This is a genomic window from Candidatus Poriferisodalis sp. (genome assembly GCF_965221945.1).
Lineage (GTDB): Bacteria > Actinomycetota > Acidimicrobiia > Acidimicrobiales > Poriferisodalaceae > Poriferisodalis.
In genome coordinates, this window is sequence record NZ_OZ244925.1 from 1,886,060 (window position 1) to 1,902,801 (window position 16,742).

Sequence of the window (16,742 nt, forward strand, 5' to 3'; positions counted from 1 at the left end):
CTTGAGGAGCGGCCCTGGTCGTGTGGCGGTGGTCAGCTACGAGAGCTCACGTCGTGTGCCAGTTCGAAGCCGTAACGGGCCAGCCGACGGGTGCTGGCGTCGAGGTTCAGCACAGGATCGACGAGCTGGCTCTCAGCAATCCAGCGCAGTCCCTCAGACTCGTGATTGCCCCGTGCCACCGCGCCTCGCGGTGCGCGAACAACGAACCGCACGTCGAAGTGCAGGTGATCGGGCTCAATGCGCTTGCGGTTGACGAACAAGTGCACGTCGATGTCGACGGGGTCGCTCCAAACCTCAAGGCCCTCGATGCCGGTTTCCTCGGCGGCCTCACGCAGTGCGACGGAGGCCAACGAGGACTCGCCGTCAGCATGGCCGCCGGGCTGCAGCCAGCGGCCGATCTTCACGTGCAGGAGCACGAGGCCGTGGGTGGCCTCATGGTTCACCACCCAGGCGGACGCGGTGAGGTGTCCTGGCGCGCAGGAGCGATGTAGCGCGTCCCGATGACGGGCGGCAAAGTCGAGCAGGCGCCGGCGGTGCATTGCCTGGGTGCGGTCGCGAGGGACGAAGCATTCGACCACCGCAATCGCGGCTGCAAGGTCGCCTGCTGTATCGGGGTACTCGGGTCGCTGGACGAAATGCCCCGTCATCGCACGCTCACGTGTGAGCTGCTGCCGTCGAACCAACGCCATGGCAAGTCGGTGCCACGGTTGATGCCGATACGGCACGTACTCTGCAAGTTGGCCGGCGTCCAGCCGTCGTCGCGGATGCTCAGGCCATCGGGGGTCGTGAGGTCGCAACCGTCGTGAGTGCCGTCGATATCGAACGCCTCGGTCAGCTTCGCCGGACCCGAGCAGAGATCCCTGCAGGCAATCCGTTTGCTGGAGCTGCCGCGGCGAGCAGTCATCAGCTCGCAACCGCCCAATGGCTCGAGGGCGCGCAAGAGCACAGCCTCTCCGGCTCCGGCCGGCGAACACACTGCGTTCGCGCACCAGTGGAGTCCGTAGATCCGGTACACGTACAGGCGCCCGGGCGGACCGAACATCGAGGCATTACGCGCCGTCGGCCCATTGCGCGAGTGGGCAGCAGGATCGCCGTCGCCGCTGTAGGCCTCTACCTCCACAATACGGCCGACGCGAAGGGATTCGTCGTAGTGCACGAGCAGCTTGCCCACCAGATCTGGCGCGACTTCGGGTGCCGGTCGCTCGTAGAACTCCGGCGGCAACGGCGAGGCCGCCGACTCCATCAGCATCCGCCCGGAGCGCCGCCGGCGGCCGCGAGGGCGGCGTCGAGGCGGTCCAATTGGACGGCCACGGCATCGGGTCCGCCAGCGCCTGGGGATGTGCGGCTGCGGTGTGCCGCCCCAGGCGCAAGCCGCTGCGCGGCCTCGGGTCCCAAGTCCGGATGAGCAGCTACGAGTTCGGTCAGCCGGTCCGCGCTGGGAGACGCCTCCGAGTCTGACAGTGCCTCGCGCACGAGCGCAGCAATGACGGCATGTGCCTCCCGAAAGGGTGTGCCGCGGGCTACCAGCCACTCCGCCAGATCGGTCGCTGCGACGAACGGGTCATCAGCGCCTGCAGCCATCGCAGGGGCGTTGAAGCTCGCCGTGCTCAGCAGCCCGTCGAGCGCCAGGGTTACGAGGCGCACCGTGTCGACTGCGTCGAACAGCGGCTCCTTGTCTTCTTGAAGATCCTTGTTGTATGCGAGCGGCAGACCCTTGAGCGTCGCCAAGAACCCGGTCAGGTGACCGATCAATCGTCCCGATTTGCCACGTGCCAACTCGGCGACGTCAGGGTTCTTCTTCTGCGGCATCATCGACGAGCCGGTGGCGAACGCGTCGTCAAGCGTCACAAAGCCGAATTCGGCGCTCGACCACAGCACCAGTTCCTCGCCGAGGCGCGACAGGTGCACCCCGGTCATTGCCAGGCCATACAGCGTGTCGGCCACGAAGTCGCGGTCGCTGACTGCGTCAAGCGAGTTCTCGAAGACTGCTGCAAATCCCAACTCGGCCGCGGTCGCGGCCGGGTCCAGCGGCAGCGACGAACCGGCCAGCGCGCCTGCACCGAGCGGCGACACGTCGGTTCGGATCCTGGCCTCGCCGAGCCGCTCGACATCACGCAGGAGGGCCCACGCGTGCGCAGCCAGGTGGTGAGCGAGCCCAACTGGCTGGGCCTGCTGCAAGTGGGTATAGCCGGGCAGCCGCACGCCGGCATCGTGCGCCTCGCGCGCCCGGCCGGCCAGCGTGCTCGCCAAGCCAAGCACCAACGGTGTCAGCTCGTCGATGGCGCCGCGGGTCCAAAGTCTCAGGTCAGTTGCGACCTGATCGTTGCGGCTGCGGCCGGTATGCATCTTTGCCGCAACCTCGCAAAGCTCGGTGGCTCGACGCTCGACCGCCGTATGAATGTCTTCGTCGGTCGGGGCCCACACCATGTGGCCCCCGGCAATCTCGGCTTCGACCTGTTCGAGCGCGGCGACTATGCCATCGTGCTCGTCGTCAGTGAGCAGGCCGACATCAGCCAGCATCGAGACGTGGGCGTGCGACGCTGCGATGTCCTCAGCGAACATTCGCTTGTCGAACGGCAGCGAGTCGTTCAACGCCGCCAGCGCGTCTGCGGGCGCGTTGGCGAACCGGCCGTGCCACAGCGTGGTCGGGCCGGGTCCTGACGGTTGGTCCTTGGCAGTGTCGTCAGCAGACATGATCGGGGGGCTCACAAATCGGCGAGTTCACGGCAGCGGCCGGCGACCGCCGCGCCGCCCAGTTCCTCAACGGCCACGATGAACAGTGTGTCGTCGCCAGCCACGGTGCCGATCACGCCGTCGAATTCGCTTCGGTCGATGGCCGAGGCGACCACGTGCGCAGACCCAGGTGGGGTGCTCAGCACGACGATGTTCTGCGACCAACGCACGTCGAGCACCCAGTCCCCGAAGACGCGTCGCAGGGTGTTCTCGGGCAGGGTCCCGGGTGCATCGGCCTCTGGCACTGCATACACCGTGCGGCCTGCGGTGCGCATCTTGGCCACACCCATCTCGTCGAGGTCGCGGCTGACCGTGGCCTGGGTGACCTCCACTGAGTGCTCTCCCAGCAATCCGACCATCTGTGCCTGGCTGCCGATCTCGCTACTGGCGAGCAGCTCGCGGATGAGGTGCTGTCGCTGCGCCTTGGTGGTCACGACGCCTCCCCTTGGGCCGCCGCCTGTCCGGCCAGGAAGGCCAGCAGGCCCCGTGCTGCATGCATCCGGTTCTCGGCCTGCTGCCAGACCCTGCTCGCCGGGCCGTCGATGACCTCGGCGGCCACCTCCTCGCCCCGGTGCGCCGGCAAGCAGTGCAGGAAGATTGCACCGTCGGCAGCCTGCGACATGAGTTCAGGGGTGACTTGGTACGCGCCGAATGCGGCGAGCCGTTCGGCTTGTTCATCCTCTTGGCCCATCGACGTCCACACGTCCGTGCAGACCGCATCGGCGCCCACGACGGCTGCAGCCGGGTCGTCGGTGACCGTGCACTCACCGCCCAGCGCCCCAAGACGGTCGAGCGTCTCCGATGACGGCCCGTAGCCCGACGGAACAGCCAGCGTGCTCGGAATGCCGGCCAAGGCGCAGCCGATGGCCAGCGATCGCCACACGTTGTTCGCGTCGCCTACAAAGGCCACCCGCTCGGTGCGATCCAAGCCGATGCACTGCGAGATGGTGAGCAGATCCGCCAGCGCTTGGCAGGGATGGGCGTCATCGGACAGCAGATTGACGACTGGCGCGACCTCACAGGCCGCCATCCGCTCAAGGAGGCCGTGCCGATAGACGCGAGCAGCGATCATCGTGTGGTAGCAGGCCAACGTACGGACGATGTCTTCGGCGGTCTCGCGCACGTCCATGCCCACCTCTTCGGGGCGGATGTAGACGGGGTGCCCGCCGAGCTGTCGCACGGCCATCTCCATCGAATTGCGGGTGCGGTTCGAGGCCTTCTCGAACACCAGTGCCACCCCGCTGCCCTCCAGTGCGGCAGGCGCAGCCGCGGCGGGGCGCGCCGACAGATCGAGGACCCAGCGCAGTTCGTCAGCAGACAGATCGTCGACTGCCAAGAAGTGCCTCATCAGCCACCCCCGAGCACGTTCGCGAAGATCGCCAGGCATTCATCGATCTGCTCGCTCGACACCACCAACGGCGGCGCGAACCGCACTGCGGTCGGCGAGATGCCATTGACGACGAGCCCGGCCTCCAGGCACGCCGCTGCAATCTCGGGGCCGCTTCGGCCGATGGCATCGGTGTCGAGTTCGGCGGCAATGAGCAGACCCAGGCCACGGGTGTCGACGACGCCGGGGACGCCCATGAGCTTTCCGGCCAGTTCCTCGCCACGGGCTGCCGCCAACCCAGGCGCGTCGATCGCCTCCATCGTGCGCAGCACGGCACGAGCGGCGCTCGCGGCCAGTGGCTGGCCGCCGAAGGTGGTGGCGTGGTCGCCGGGTTGAAACGCTCCGGCGACATCGCGACGGGCCCAGATCGCGCCGATCGGCACGCCGTTGCCCAGCGCCTTGGCCATCGTCACGATGTCAGGACGCGCCGCGCCTGTCGGGCCGCCGGCCGGATCGAAGTGGTAGTGCCAGGCGAACCACTTGCCCGTGCGCGCCAAGCCGGTCTGTACCTCGTCGATGATCAGCGCCATACCGCGTTCGTCGCAGATCTCCCGGACGCGGCGCAGGTAATCGCCGTCGCCGACGTTCACGCCGCCCTCGCCTTGGACAACTTCCAGCAGGACCGCGCAACAGCTCGGATCCAGGGCCGCCTCGAGAGCCTCCGCGTCGTTGTAGGGCACATGGCGGAAGCCCTCAGGCAGCGGCTGGAACGTCTCGTGCTTTTCGGGCTGGCCGGTGGCGTGCAGAGTCGCCAGGGTTCGCCCGTGAAACGACCTCAGCGCGCTCACCACAACATGGCGCCCGCGCCCGCCGTACTTGCGCGCCAGCTTGATCGCCCCTTCGAGCGACTCGGCGCCGCTGTTGCAGAAGAAGATCTGTCCGCCGCCGCCCTGCAGCCGGTCGATGGTCTGAGCCACCTCGACCTGGGGTTCGGTGCCGAAGAGGTTCGAAACGTGCAGCAGCGTGCGCGCCTGCTCGTTGAGCGCATCGGCGACCGCCGGGTGGGAGTGGCCGAGCGAAGTGACGGCCAGCCCTGCCAGGAAGTCCAAGTAGCGCTTGCCGTCGCGGTCAAAGAGCTCGCAGCCGCTGCCCCGCACGAACTGGACGGGCGGCGGTCCATAAGTCGGCATGAGCGGGCAGGAATCCAGCCCTGCGCCGCCCATGGCGGCGGCGTGCGCAGCGTTCGAAGATGTCTCCGCCGTGGTCTGTGTCATCTCGTTCTGGCCCTTGTGTCGATTGTCTGGTCGATAGTTCGGTCGGTCAGCTCGCCACCAGGTGCGGCCGGTCGCGCGTGATCATCGTGCCGACGCCGGCATCGGTGAACAGCTCGACGAGCACCACGTGGGGAACGCGGCCATCGAGCAGGTGAGCGCTGTTGACGCCGTTGCGCACGGCGCTGATGCAGGCCTCGATCTTCGGGATCATCCCGCCGACGATCTTCCCGCCGGCCAAACGGGCAGCGAGCGTGTCGGCCGTGGCGCGACGGATCAGCGAGTCCGGATCTTGGACATCGTCGAGCAAGCCCGCGACATCGGTGAGGTAGACGACCTTCTCGGCTCCGAGAGCAGCCGCCACGGCTCCGGCCACGGTGTCCGCGTTGATGTTGTACGCCTGCCCCGTGGCGTCAGCCCCGATCGTGGAGATGACCGGGATCAGCCCTTCGGCGAGAAGACGCTCGAGCAGGTCGGTGTTCACGTCGGTGACCTCGCCTACGAAGCCCAGATCGGGGTTCCGAGCGGTCGCGGTGATGACTCGGCCGTCCTCGCCCGAGATGCCCACTGCCAGGGGGCCGTGCGCATTGATGGCACCGACGATGTCGCGGTTGACTTTGCCCACCAGCACCATGCGTGCAATGTCGAGGGTCTCCGCATCGGTGACCCTCAGCCCGTCGCGGAACTCTGACGTCTTGCCCAGGCGCGCCATGAGATCGCCGATCTGCGGCCCGCCGCCGTGAACGACCACCGGTGCCAGGCCGATCTGGCGCAGCAGCATGATGTCGGCAGCAAAACCGTCGGTCAGCGCCGTGTCGACCATGGCGTTGCCGCCGAACTTGACGACAACGACCTTGCCTCTCCAACGACTGATATACGGCAGCATCTCGACGAGCAACTCGGCCCGCTCGACCTGCTTGGCATGTTCTTCGTCGGCGTCCTGTGACTGATCGGAATGATCGTCGCCGCAGGCGACCTGAGTCTGATCGGAATGATTGTCGCCGGCAGCATTCATGGCATCAGCCCTGTCGTCGACAGCCCGGCCGTCTCGGGAAGGCCAAGCGCCACGTTTGCGCATTGCACCGCCCCGCCCGACGCGCCCTTCACCAGGTTGTCGATTGCGCTCAGAACGACCAGCCAGCCGGTGCGGGGATCCACCCGGGCACTGAGATGGCAGGTATTCGCGCCGAGCGCGGCCTTGGTGTGCGGGGCGTCTCGATGAACGACCACGAAGGGTTCGTCCGCGTAGAACTCAGCCAGAACGCCGAGCGCGTCGTCGGTGGTCATGCCCTCGGTGGGCCTTGCATAACACGTGGCCAGAATGCCGCGCACCATCGGTGCCAGATGAGGCGTAAACAGCACCTGGCAACCGGTTGCCTGCTCGATCTCAGGCGTGTGGCGGTGATCCAGCAAGCCGTAGGCCACGAAGTCCTCGTCGACGGTCGAGAACGTCGTATTGGGCTGAGGAGCGCGGCCAGCGCCGCTGACTCCCGATGCGGCATCGACGACGACGCCGCTCGTCGAGATGTGTCCGCCGCGTGCGAACGGGACCAGCGCCAGCGCCGCCGCGGTCGGGTAGCAGCCGGGCACCGCGATCCCTGCTGCGCCGCGCAATGACTCACGGTTGACCTCGGGGAGGCCATAGGGGAATTCGCCCAGCAACTCCGGCATCGGGTGCGCGGCGCCGTACCACTGCCGGTACAGCGCCGGATCGAGCAGCCGGAAATCCGAACCCAGATCGATCACGCAGCCCACCCGCTTGTACAGGTCTGCCACCACCGGTGCGCTGGCCATGTGCGGCAACCCCAAGAAGACCGCGTCGAGCCCGACGAAGATCTCAGGGTCGTAGGAGCAGTAACGAAGGTCGCCGTAGTGAGCCGCCAGGCTGGGGTACAGGTCGCGCACTGCAGCGCCTGCTTGTGTATCCCCGGCCACGGCCACTACGTCGAATGACCGATGCGCGGCGGCCAGTCGCAGCAGTTCCGCCCCGGTAAAGCCCGAAGCGCCCACGATTCCGACTCGCACGTGTGACCCCGTGTTTGTGTCCATCGCCGCCGTGTCCATCTCTTGGTCCGTTTCGCTGGGAATTCGTGCCGTCCCGTCGCGGCACGCCAAGTGCGATGCCGCGCTCCGCAGACCACCTTACCAGCCTCACGGACGTTTATTCACGCATTTGCAAATTTATTCAACCATGTGCGGGGCCGCCGTCCGGTAAAGCGTCGGTAGACTCGCTCCCCACAGGGCCAACGACGTCCCTGGGCCCGCGAAGTGGCAGTACGCCACTTCAGTTATCTCACTGGGACGTCGCCAATGCCGACTGCCGAATCTGCGCCAGGCGTCGAAGGCCGCCCTGCCGTGCGCTCTGGCCCGTACGCCGCTCCCCCGCCCGCGCAAGGGCTCTATGATCCCGCGTACGAGCACGACTCGTGCGGTGTGGGCTTCGTCGCCGACATGTCCGGCGTTCCCAGCCGCGCCGTCGTCGATCAAGCCCTGCAGTGCCTCGTCAACCTCGACCATCGCAGCGCCACCGGGGCGGAGGCCAACGTCGGCGACGGCATCGGCATCACCGTTCAAGTCCCCGATCAATTCCTGCGAGCGGTCTGCGATTTCGAGCTCCCGCCTGCGGGCCGCTACGCCGTCGGCACGGCGTTCCTGCCTCGCCAAGATCCCGAAACAGCTGCTGAGGCCATCGAAGCGATCATGGTCGACGAAGGGTTCGAGGTGCTCGGTTGGCGTGACGTCCCGACCGATCCCTCCTCGCTCGGCAAGTTCGCCACCGATCCCATGCCGGTCTTCCGCATGCTGTTCGTGGCCGCACCCGAGGGCGAAGGGCTGGAAGGACTCGACCTCGAGCGCCGGGTCTATGTCGCGCGCAAGCGCACCGAGCACGAGATCGACCCTGCCCCGTACTTCGGCTCCCTGTCGTGCCGGACGCTCGTCTACAAGGGGATGCTGACCTGCAGCCAGTTCGCGGAGTTCTATCCCGACCTGGTCGATCCGCGCATGGAGTCAGCGCTCGCGCTGCTGCACTCGCGATTCAGCACCAACACCTTCCCCTCGTGGCCGCTCGCACACCCGTACCGCATGCTCGCCCACAACGGTGAGATCAATACCGTGATGGGCAACCGCAACTGGATGCGGGCACGCGAGGGCACCCTGTCGAGCCCGCTGTTCACCGCTGCAGACGGCACCAACTTGCTCGAACGCACCTACCCCATCTGCACGCCGGGTGCGTCGGACACGGCCAGCTTCGATGAGGTCCTCGAGCTGCTGCACCTCGGCGGCAGGACACTGCCGCATGCGGTGTTGATGATGATCCCCGAGGCGTGGGAGAACCACGCCCGCATGCCGCAGGACAAGCACGACTTCTACGAATTCCACGCTTCATTGATGGAGCCGTGGGACGGTCCTGCAAGCATCGCCTTCACCGATGGGACCGTCGTCGGAGCCGTGCTCGACCGCAACGGCCTGCGACCCTCCCGTTACTGGGTGACCTCCGACGGCCTGGTCGTGATGGCGTCGGAGGTCGGCGTTGCTGACATTGATCAGACGCGCATCATCCAGAAAGGCCGCCTCCAGCCAGGCCGCATGTTCTTGGTCGACACTTCCCAGAGCCGCATCGTGGGCGACGACGAGATCAAGCGCGACCTGGTGACTGCCGAGCCGTACGGCGACTGGCTGGCTGACGGGCTTGGGCACCTCGAGGATCTGCCGCCTCGCTTCAACCTCACTCCCCAGCACGCTTCAGTGACGCTGCGCCAGCGCACGTTCGGCTACACCACCGAGGAGCTGCGGATCCTGGTCGCGCCGATGTCCCGTACCGGCATCGAGCCGATCGGTTCGATGGGCACCGACACCCCGATTGCGGTGCTGTCAAAGCGCCCGCGCCTGCTCTTCGACTACTTCAGTCAGCTCTTTGCGCAGGTCACGAATCCGCCACTTGATGCGATCCGTGAGGAGCTGGTCACCTCGACAAAGGCCAAGATCGGCCCCGAGGGGAACCTGCTGATGCCCGGCCCGGAGTCATGCAAGCAGATCGTGCTGCCCTCCCCGATCCTGTCGAATGAGGATCTGGCGAAGATCCTTTACATCGACGAGGACTCGCGCACAGCGCCGCATGGAGCGACGTCAACAAGCACAGCGCCGCATGGAGCGGTGTCAACAAGCACAGCGCCGCATGGAGCGGTGTCAACAAGCACAGCCCTATCGAACGGCGCCGCGACAAGCAGCGCAGCGCAGCGGTTCCGGCCGTTCGCAGTGGACGGCCTGTACCGCGTGACCGAAGGCGGCGGGGGCATGGAGCGCGCCATCACCGATGTCTGCCGACGGGTCGACGAGGCCATCGCCGACGGCGCACAGATCATCGTCCTGTCAGACCGTTACAGCGACCCGGAGTACGCGCCCATCCCCTCGCTGCTGCTCACGGGCGCAGTGCACCACCATCTCGTGCGCAACAAGACCCGCACGATGGTGGGGCTGGTGACCGAGTGCGGCGATGCACGCGAGGTGCACCACATGGCGCTGCTGCTCGGCTACGGCGCCAGCGCCGTGAACCCGTACCTCGCCTTCGAGTCGATCGACGACATGGTGCGCAACGGCGTCATAACTGAGGTCGACGAGCGCACCGCGAAACGCAACTACGTCAAGGCGTGTACCAAGGGCGTGCTGAAGGTGATGTCGAAGATGGGCATCTCCACGGTGGCCAGCTACACGGGCGCGCAGGTGTTCGAGGCGGTCGGTTTGGGGCCCGACGTCATCGATCGATTCTTCACCGGGACCACCTCCAAGCTCGGCGGCGTTGGCCTCGACGTGCTCGCCGCCGAGGTCGCCGAACGCCATCGATTCGCCTACCTGGACAATCCCACTGAGGCGGCGCACCGCGACCTGTGGGCCGGCGGCGAGTACCAATGGCGGCGCGAGGGTGAATACCACCTGTTCAACCCTGAGACCGTCTACAAACTGCAGCACTCCACCCGCGCCGGCCGCTACGAGGTCTTCAAGGAATACACCGGGCTGGTGGACGACCAGTCCACGGAACTGGCAACGCTGCGAGGTCTGTTCGAGCTTCACACGGCACCCGGCGGGCCGATACCGATCGACGAAGTCGAGCCAGTCACCGAGATCGTGAAGCGGTTCTCGACCGGGGCAATGAGCTACGGCTCGATCTCGGCAGAGGCGCACGAGACCCTGGCCATCGCCATGAACCGCATCGGGGGCAAGTCCAACACCGGCGAGGGCGGCGAGGACCCTGAGCGCTACGTGCCCGATCCGAACGGCGACCTGCGGCGCTCTGCAATCAAGCAGGTGGCCTCGGGGAGGTTCGGTGTCACCTCGGAGTACCTCACCAATGCCGACGACCTGCAGATCAAGATGGCCCAGGGCGCAAAGCCCGGCGAGGGCGGGCAGCTGCCGGGTCCCAAGGTGTGGCCCTGGATCGCGAGGACCCGCCATTCCACACCGGGAGTCGGCCTCATCAGTCCGCCGCCGCACCACGACATCTACTCGATCGAGGATCTCAAGCAGCTCATTCACGATCTGAAGAACTCGAACCCGCAAGCTCGTGTCCACGTGAAGCTCGTGGCCGAGGTGGGCGTGGGCACGGTGGCTGCCGGCGTGGCCAAGGCCAAAGCCGACGTCGTGCTGATCTCAGGGCACGACGGCGGCACCGGGGCCTCGCCCTTGACCTCGCTGAAGCACGCCGGCGCACCATGGGAGCTGGGCCTCGCCGAGACGCAACAGACGTTGCTGCTGAACGGCCTTCGCGACCGCATCGTCGTGCAGACCGACGGGCAGCTCAAGACCGGCCGCGACGTGATCGTCGCAGCAATGCTGGGAGCCGAGGAGTTCGGCTTCGCAACTGCTCCGCTGGTGGTGTCGGGCTGCATCATGATGCGGGTCTGCCACCTCGACACCTGCCCGGTGGGCGTCGCTACGCAGAACCGTGAACTGCGCAAGCGATTCGGGGGTCGGCCCGAGTTCGTCGTGAACTTCTTCGAGTACATCGCTCAGGAGGTCCGCGAGTACCTGGCGATGCTGGGGTTCCGCTCGCTGCCCGAAGCCATCGGGCGCGTGGATCGCCTCGATACCACCGCAGCAGTGGCGCACTGGAAGGCGCGCGGCTTGGATCTCTCGCCGATCCTGGTTGAGCCGCAGACGCCCTGGCCGCAGGACCGTTACTGCACGCAGAGCCAAGACCACGGTCTGGAACGGGCGCTCGACCAGCAGCTCATCGAGCTGGCCGCGCCTGCGCTGGAGCGGCGCGAACTCGTGCGGGCGGAGTTGCCGATCAGCAACGTGAACCGCACGGTCGGAACCATGCTCGGCCACCGCATCACCGCTGCACACGGCGGAGCGGGCCTGCCCGACGACACCATCGACCTGACGTTCAACGGCTCAGCCGGACAGAGCTTCGGCGCATTCGTGCCAAGCGGTCTGACAATGCGGTTGTACGGCGACGCCAACGACTATTTGGGCAAGGGCCTGTCGGGCGGACGATTGGTGGTGCGGCCGCCGCGGGCGACGAATCCGGACTTCGTGGCCGAGGACAACATCATCGCCGGGAACGTGATCCTGTACGGGGCCACCAGCGGCGAGGCCTACATACGTGGGACTGTCGGCGAGCGCTTTTGCGTGCGCAACTCGGGCGCCACGGCCGTCGTCGAAGGCGTCGGCGATCACGCGTGCGAGTACATGACCGGGGGCACCGTGGTGGTGTTGGGCACGGTCGGTCGCAACTTCGGCGCGGGCATGTCAGGCGGCGCGGCGTTCGTGTACGACCCCGATGATGTGTTCTGGCGGAACCTGAACACCGAGATGGTCGACCTGGAGCCGCAGCTCGACGACGCCGAGGCGGAAACAGTGCGGTCGCTGCTGCGCCAGCACCTCGCAGAAACCGAGTCGACGCCCGCCGAGCGCATCCTGCGGCGCTGGCACAGCGAGGTGCGCTGCTTCCACAAGGTCATGCCCAAGGACTACCGGCGGGTGCTCGAGGCCCGGGCGGCAGCCGCCGAGCTCGGCCAAGACCCCGATGAGGCTGTCATGGCGGCTGCGCATGGCTAGGGCAGCGCATGGGTGATATCCGGGGATTCATGCGGCACGACCGGGAGCTGCCGACGCGACGCCCGGTACCGGTGCGCCTGCGCGACTGGCGTGAGGTCTACGAGCCGTTTGCCGACGAGGATCTGCGCACGCAAGCCAGCCGCTGCATGGACTGCGGCGTGCCGTTCTGCAACTCGGGCTGCCCGCTGGGCAACATCATCCCGGACTGGAATGACCTCGTCTATCGAGACCGCTGGCACGACGCCATCGAGCGGCTGCATGCCACCAACAACTTCCCCGAATTCACCGGCCGGTTGTGCCCTGCCCCGTGCGAGGGCGCCTGCGTGCTGGGCATCAACGCCGATCCGGTCACGATCAAGCAGGTCGAGGTCGCGATCATCGACAAGGCATTCGAGATGGATTGGGTCCGTCCCGAGTTGCCAGCGGTGCGCACGGCGCGAAGCGTGGCCGTCGTCGGCTCCGGGCCCGCCGGGCTGGCTGCGGCGCAGCAGCTGACCCGAGCCGGCCACGACGTGACGGTGTTCGAGCGTGCCGACCGGCTCGGCGGACTCCTGCGGTATGGGATTCCCGAGTTCAAGATGGAGAAGCGCCACATCGAGCGGCGGCTCGACCAGATGAGCGCGGAGGGCACGAAGTTCCGAACCGGCGTGGACGTGGGCGTGGACATACCGGTGGCGGACTTGCAAACCGACTTCGATGCGCTGGTGCTCGCCGGCGGCGCCACCCAGTGGCGTGACCTGCCGATCCCGGGGCGCGAACTCGACGGCATCCACCAGGCGATGGAGTACCTGCCGTGGGCGAACAAGGCCCAAGAAGGCGATCTTGATCCGGCCGAGGTGCCGATCAGCGCCGAGGGCAAGCGGGTGGTGATCATCGGCGGCGGCGACACCGGCGCCGACTGCTTGGGCACCACGCACCGCCAGGGTGCAGCGTCGGTGCACCAATTCGAGATTCTGCCGCGGCCGCCTGACGAGCGGTCCTCTGCCAATCCCTGGCCGACCTATCCGATGGTCTACCGGACGTCGTCGGCACACGAGGAGGGCGGCGACCGCGTGTACTCGGTGAACACCGAGAAGTTCCTTGGGGACGGCTCGGGCGCTGTCCGAGCGCTTCGGGCGAACGAAGTGGTGTTCGCCGACGGCCGATTTGCCAAAGTCGAAGGATCGGACTTTGAGCTGGAATGCGAATTCGTGCTCCTGGCGATGGGCTTTCTGGGACCGCAGCAGGAGGGCCTGCTGGCACAGCTCGGCGTCGAGACCGATGCCCGCTCCAACGTTGCGCGAGACGACGATTACCGCACGAGCGTCGACGGCGTGTGGGTGTGCGGCGACATGGGCCGGGGCCAGAGCCTGATCGTGTGGGCCATTGCAGAGGGCCGGGCGTGCGCGGCTGCGGTGGACGAATCCCTCATGGGCCATACCGCCTTGCCGCGTCCGATACCGCCGTCGGCTCGCCCGCTCAACTGAGCGATCGCCGGTTGGCGCGGCGACACTTCGTCTGAGCAGCGGCAAACCGTTGGTCGAGCGACGGAGGCGACACGGTGAATTCGAGCCAGTACCCAGTGGACGGCGAGCGCCTTTGGAGGACGCTTGCAGAATTGGCAGAGATCGGCGCGACGCCCGCAGGCGGAGTGGCCCGTGTGGCGCTCACCGACGTGGACCGGGCTGGGCGTGACCAGTTCGTGGCCTGTGTGCAGGAGCTGGGCTGCACTGTCCACGTTGACCAGATGGGCAATCTGTTCGCGCGCCGTGAGGGCACTGATGCGCAGCGTGCACCGGTGGTGATCGGCAGCCACCTCGACAGCCAGCCCACCGGCGGCAAGTACGACGGCGCCTACGGCGTGATGGTCGGCCTCGAGGTGCTGCGGGTGCTGCACGACAGCGACGTGAGCACTGCAGCGCCGGTCGAAGTCGTGTCGTGGACGAACGAGGAAGGGGCGCGCTTTCCCCCGGCGATGATCGGCTCAGGAGTGTTTGCTGGCGCGTTCAGCCTGGACGAGGGTCTCGCAGCGCCCGGTGTTGACGGCACCACGCTCGGCGACGAGCTGGCGCGCATCGGTTACGCGGGCGACGAGCCGTGCGGCGCACCCGACGGTGCCGGCCGTCGCCCCGTCGGCTGTTACGTCGAGCCTCACATCGAGCAGGGGCCGATCCTGGAGGCCGTCGGCGTGACGCTCGGTGCTGTGACCGGGGTGCAGGGCATCCGCTGGTACGACGTGTCGATCGAGGGGCAATCGGCGCACGCGGGCAGCACCCCGATGGAACACCGTTGCGATGCGATGGTTGCAGCGGCCCGGCTGGTGTGCGAGGCCGATGAGATCGCAGGCCGCCGGGCGCCGGAGGGCCGAGCGACGGTGGGCACGCTCGCAGTCGGCACCGGTTCGCGCAACACCGTGGCGGGCTCGGTGAACCTCACGGTTGACCTGCGCCATCCTGACGCCACAGAGCTGGAGGCCATGCACGACGAGCTGCTGGCATTCGCCGACGGTCTGAATTTCGGCCCTGAGGAGTCCAGCGCCGCATCGAGCGACGTCAGCCAGCACAGCGGGCGTTCGCTCCCCCGCCCGCAGATCACCCCGATCTGGTACTCGCCGCCGATCGTCTTCGACCAGGCTGTCATCGAGGCGCTGCGCTCCGGAGCGGTCGCAGCCGGCTTTGAGCCGGTCGACATCACCTCGGGGGCAGGCCACGACGCGTGCTACGTGTCACAGGTTGCCCCGACCGGGATGCTGTTCATTCCCTGCGCCGACGGCTTGTCGCACAACGAGGCCGAGTCGATACTGCCCGAGCACGCGACCGCGGGCGCACAGGCCACGCTCAACGCTGTCTTGACGCTCGCGGGCTAGACGGAGGCAGCGAGGCCAAGGGACGGCCGGCGGCGTCGCTCAGCCCAGCAGCGACAGCGCTCGGCACTTGAGGATCGCCCGGGCGGATTGCTCCATCGCCGTCCAGGCAGGCTGATCGGCCACCTCGCCCCCCCAGCCCATCTGTGCCAACCGCTCGGTGAGCCGCATGTCGCCGGCACCCACATCGGCCCGAGCGAGCCAGCCGGTGGCAGCCTGGACGTCGCGTACTGCCGATCTTCGGGTCTCGGTCCACAGTTGGGGGTCGGCATCAGGCAACGGGTCGGCGGGGATGGCAACAATCATTGCCCTGGCGGTGTTGCGCCAGTGGCGGGCGATCTCGACCGGTACCGCTGCGGGCCACACCGGCATCAGGTTGTGCTCGACGCTGCGGTCGTCGGCCGAGGCCCCTTCGATCACGCTGATGTCGACCTTGCTGAGCGCGGTCGCCGCCGCTGTTGTGGCCCGCACGTCGGGTCGAGGCGGCGTGAGCCTGGCGCGCAGCTCGGCGAATGCTCCTGCGCCGTCGGGACCTGACATCCACGAGATGAAGTCGCTGCGGGCACGTGCACGGAACATCGGCGCAGCGAACGTCTCGGCCCACCATTCCACCGGCCGCAGCATGGCCGCCGTGCGGGGATCGAATTCCTCCCAGTCTCGGGCGTGCTCTTCCGACCGGAAGAGGTTCATGCCCGCTCAGCGGAACGGCCGGTTGGCGGCGTCTCCCCCGACAGGGCTGCGGGTGTAGCCGACCATCGTCGGCGGATCGATCGAGAGGATCTCTTCGTCGCGCATCTCGATCCGCAGCGGTTCGCCGCCCAGCAGGCACGGCGCATCCACCCTCACGGTGCGGCCACCGAACAGCCAGCGGCATGCCAATGCCTCGAAGCCGCACTGGGCAAACCAACGCTGTTCGCCGTCGACGCTCACTCGATATTGGGTGGGCTGGTTGTTGAACGGCGGGAACGACGCGATCCAGTCGGTGCCGGGATGCATCCAGCCCGGTGTGAGGTCGATGATCCGGGCGATCACGGCCTTTGTACGCATCGGCTCGACGCCCAATGTCCGGGCAAGTTCGGCGTAGTGCGGGGCCACGCCAGTAGCCACGATCTCGCGCATGATCACGGCGTACGCGGAGTCAAGTTCTTCGAGCGGGATCTGTTCCGGATCCACCGTGTGATCTGCCACGACGCGACTGTAGGACGCCAGCTCCGAATGCGTCGAACCCGCATGAGGTACTAGCCCCAAATAATCAGGAATTTCGATGTAAAGGGGTCCACCAATTGGACCCCATATTGCGATACTCATGTCAGTCGGACGCCGTCGGCGACGGCACGCATTGCTGACCTCAGGAGGCTCCGTTGCCCCAGGCGACCGCACAGATGCCCCGCCACCCCGGCGGGCACAGAGTCGTACCCACGCGGTCCGTCGTCGGCAGGTTTCTGTGGCGTGCCGCTAACGCCGTGAGCGTGCCCGCTCACGCAGCCAGTTCCCGGAGAAGTCGTTGCCC

13 protein-coding genes are annotated in these 16,742 nt (G+C 67.2%); 3 read left to right on the top strand and 10 right to left on the bottom strand.

The features are described from left to right. Nucleotides 1–32 precede the first annotated feature (32 nt). From ACOQPH_RS08775 to argC, 8 genes are read right to left on the bottom strand one after another with little or no spacing between them, the layout of a single operon-like run. Nucleotides 33–647, bottom strand: coding sequence for an NUDIX hydrolase (locus tag ACOQPH_RS08775; RefSeq protein WP_420624243.1), 615 nt, complete (start codon nt 645–647; stop codon nt 33–35). Further along, a complete protein-coding gene (locus ACOQPH_RS08780) occupies nt 644–1,243 on the bottom strand; it encodes a DNA-3-methyladenine glycosylase (RefSeq protein ID WP_420624244.1) in 600 nt (199 codons plus the stop codon). Before ACOQPH_RS08780 ends, ACOQPH_RS08775 begins: the two co-directional genes overlap by 4 nt. Beyond that, nucleotides 1,243–2,694 carry an argininosuccinate lyase gene (gene argH / locus ACOQPH_RS08785; protein ID WP_420624245.1) on the bottom strand — a complete coding sequence of 484 codons (1,452 nt, stop codon included), beginning with the start codon at nt 2,692–2,694 and terminating at the stop codon, nt 1,243–1,245. Before argH ends, ACOQPH_RS08780 begins: the two co-directional genes overlap by 1 nt. Nucleotides 2,695–2,705: 11 nt before the next feature. Further along, nucleotides 2,706–3,167 (bottom strand): arginine repressor, encoded by a 462-nt coding sequence (locus ACOQPH_RS08790; protein ID WP_420624246.1) that lies wholly within the window; start codon nt 3,165–3,167, stop codon nt 2,706–2,708. Further along, nucleotides 3,164–4,081, bottom strand: coding sequence for an ornithine carbamoyltransferase (argF, locus tag ACOQPH_RS08795; protein WP_420624247.1), 918 nt, complete (start codon nt 4,079–4,081; stop codon nt 3,164–3,166). The genes ACOQPH_RS08790 and argF overlap by 4 nt, the downstream gene beginning before the upstream one ends. Beyond that, the gene (locus tag ACOQPH_RS08800) at nt 4,081–5,334 is read right to left on the bottom strand and encodes an aspartate aminotransferase family protein (RefSeq protein WP_420624248.1); all 1,254 of its coding nucleotides are present in this window, start codon (nt 5,332–5,334) and stop codon (nt 4,081–4,083) included. The genes argF and ACOQPH_RS08800 overlap by 1 nt, the downstream gene beginning before the upstream one ends. A gap of 46 nt (nt 5,335–5,380) precedes the next feature. Further along, on the bottom strand, nt 5,381–6,346 hold the full coding sequence (gene argB, locus ACOQPH_RS08805) for an acetylglutamate kinase (RefSeq protein WP_420624249.1): 966 nt from the start codon (nt 6,344–6,346) through the stop codon (nt 5,381–5,383). Then, nucleotides 6,343–7,356 (bottom strand): N-acetyl-gamma-glutamyl-phosphate reductase, encoded by a 1,014-nt coding sequence (gene argC / locus ACOQPH_RS08810; RefSeq protein WP_420624250.1) that lies wholly within the window; start codon nt 7,354–7,356, stop codon nt 6,343–6,345. The genes argB and argC overlap by 4 nt, the downstream gene beginning before the upstream one ends. 285 nt (nt 7,357–7,641) lie before the next feature. On the opposite strand from argC, the gene gltB reads away from it, so the two are divergent. From gltB to ACOQPH_RS08825, 3 genes are all read left to right on the top strand, one after another. Then, nucleotides 7,642–12,390, top strand: a complete 4,749-nt coding sequence (gene gltB, locus ACOQPH_RS08815; RefSeq protein ID WP_420624251.1) for a glutamate synthase large subunit — start codon at nt 7,642–7,644, stop codon at nt 12,388–12,390. 8 nt (nt 12,391–12,398) lie between these two features. Continuing rightward, a complete protein-coding gene (locus ACOQPH_RS08820; protein ID WP_420624252.1) occupies nt 12,399–13,856 on the top strand; it encodes a glutamate synthase subunit beta in 1,458 nt (485 codons plus the stop codon). A gap of 74 nt (nt 13,857–13,930) precedes the next feature. Next, entirely contained in the window at nt 13,931–15,235 is a 1,305-nt protein-coding gene (locus ACOQPH_RS08825; protein WP_420624253.1) for a M20 family metallo-hydrolase, read from the top strand. Nucleotides 15,236–15,274: 39 nt separating this feature from the next. Here the strand turns inward: ACOQPH_RS08825 and ACOQPH_RS08830 are convergent, their stop codons facing one another. Both ACOQPH_RS08830 and merB read right to left on the bottom strand, forming a co-directional pair. Next, complete coding sequence (locus ACOQPH_RS08830) at nt 15,275–15,922, bottom strand: hypothetical protein (protein ID WP_420624254.1); 648 nt, start codon at nt 15,920–15,922, stop codon at nt 15,275–15,277. Between the two features lie 6 nt (nt 15,923–15,928). Beyond that, nucleotides 15,929–16,420 (bottom strand): organomercurial lyase, encoded by a 492-nt coding sequence (merB, locus tag ACOQPH_RS08835; RefSeq protein ID WP_420624255.1) that lies wholly within the window; start codon nt 16,418–16,420, stop codon nt 15,929–15,931. Between the last annotated feature and the right edge of the window lie 322 nt (nt 16,421–16,742).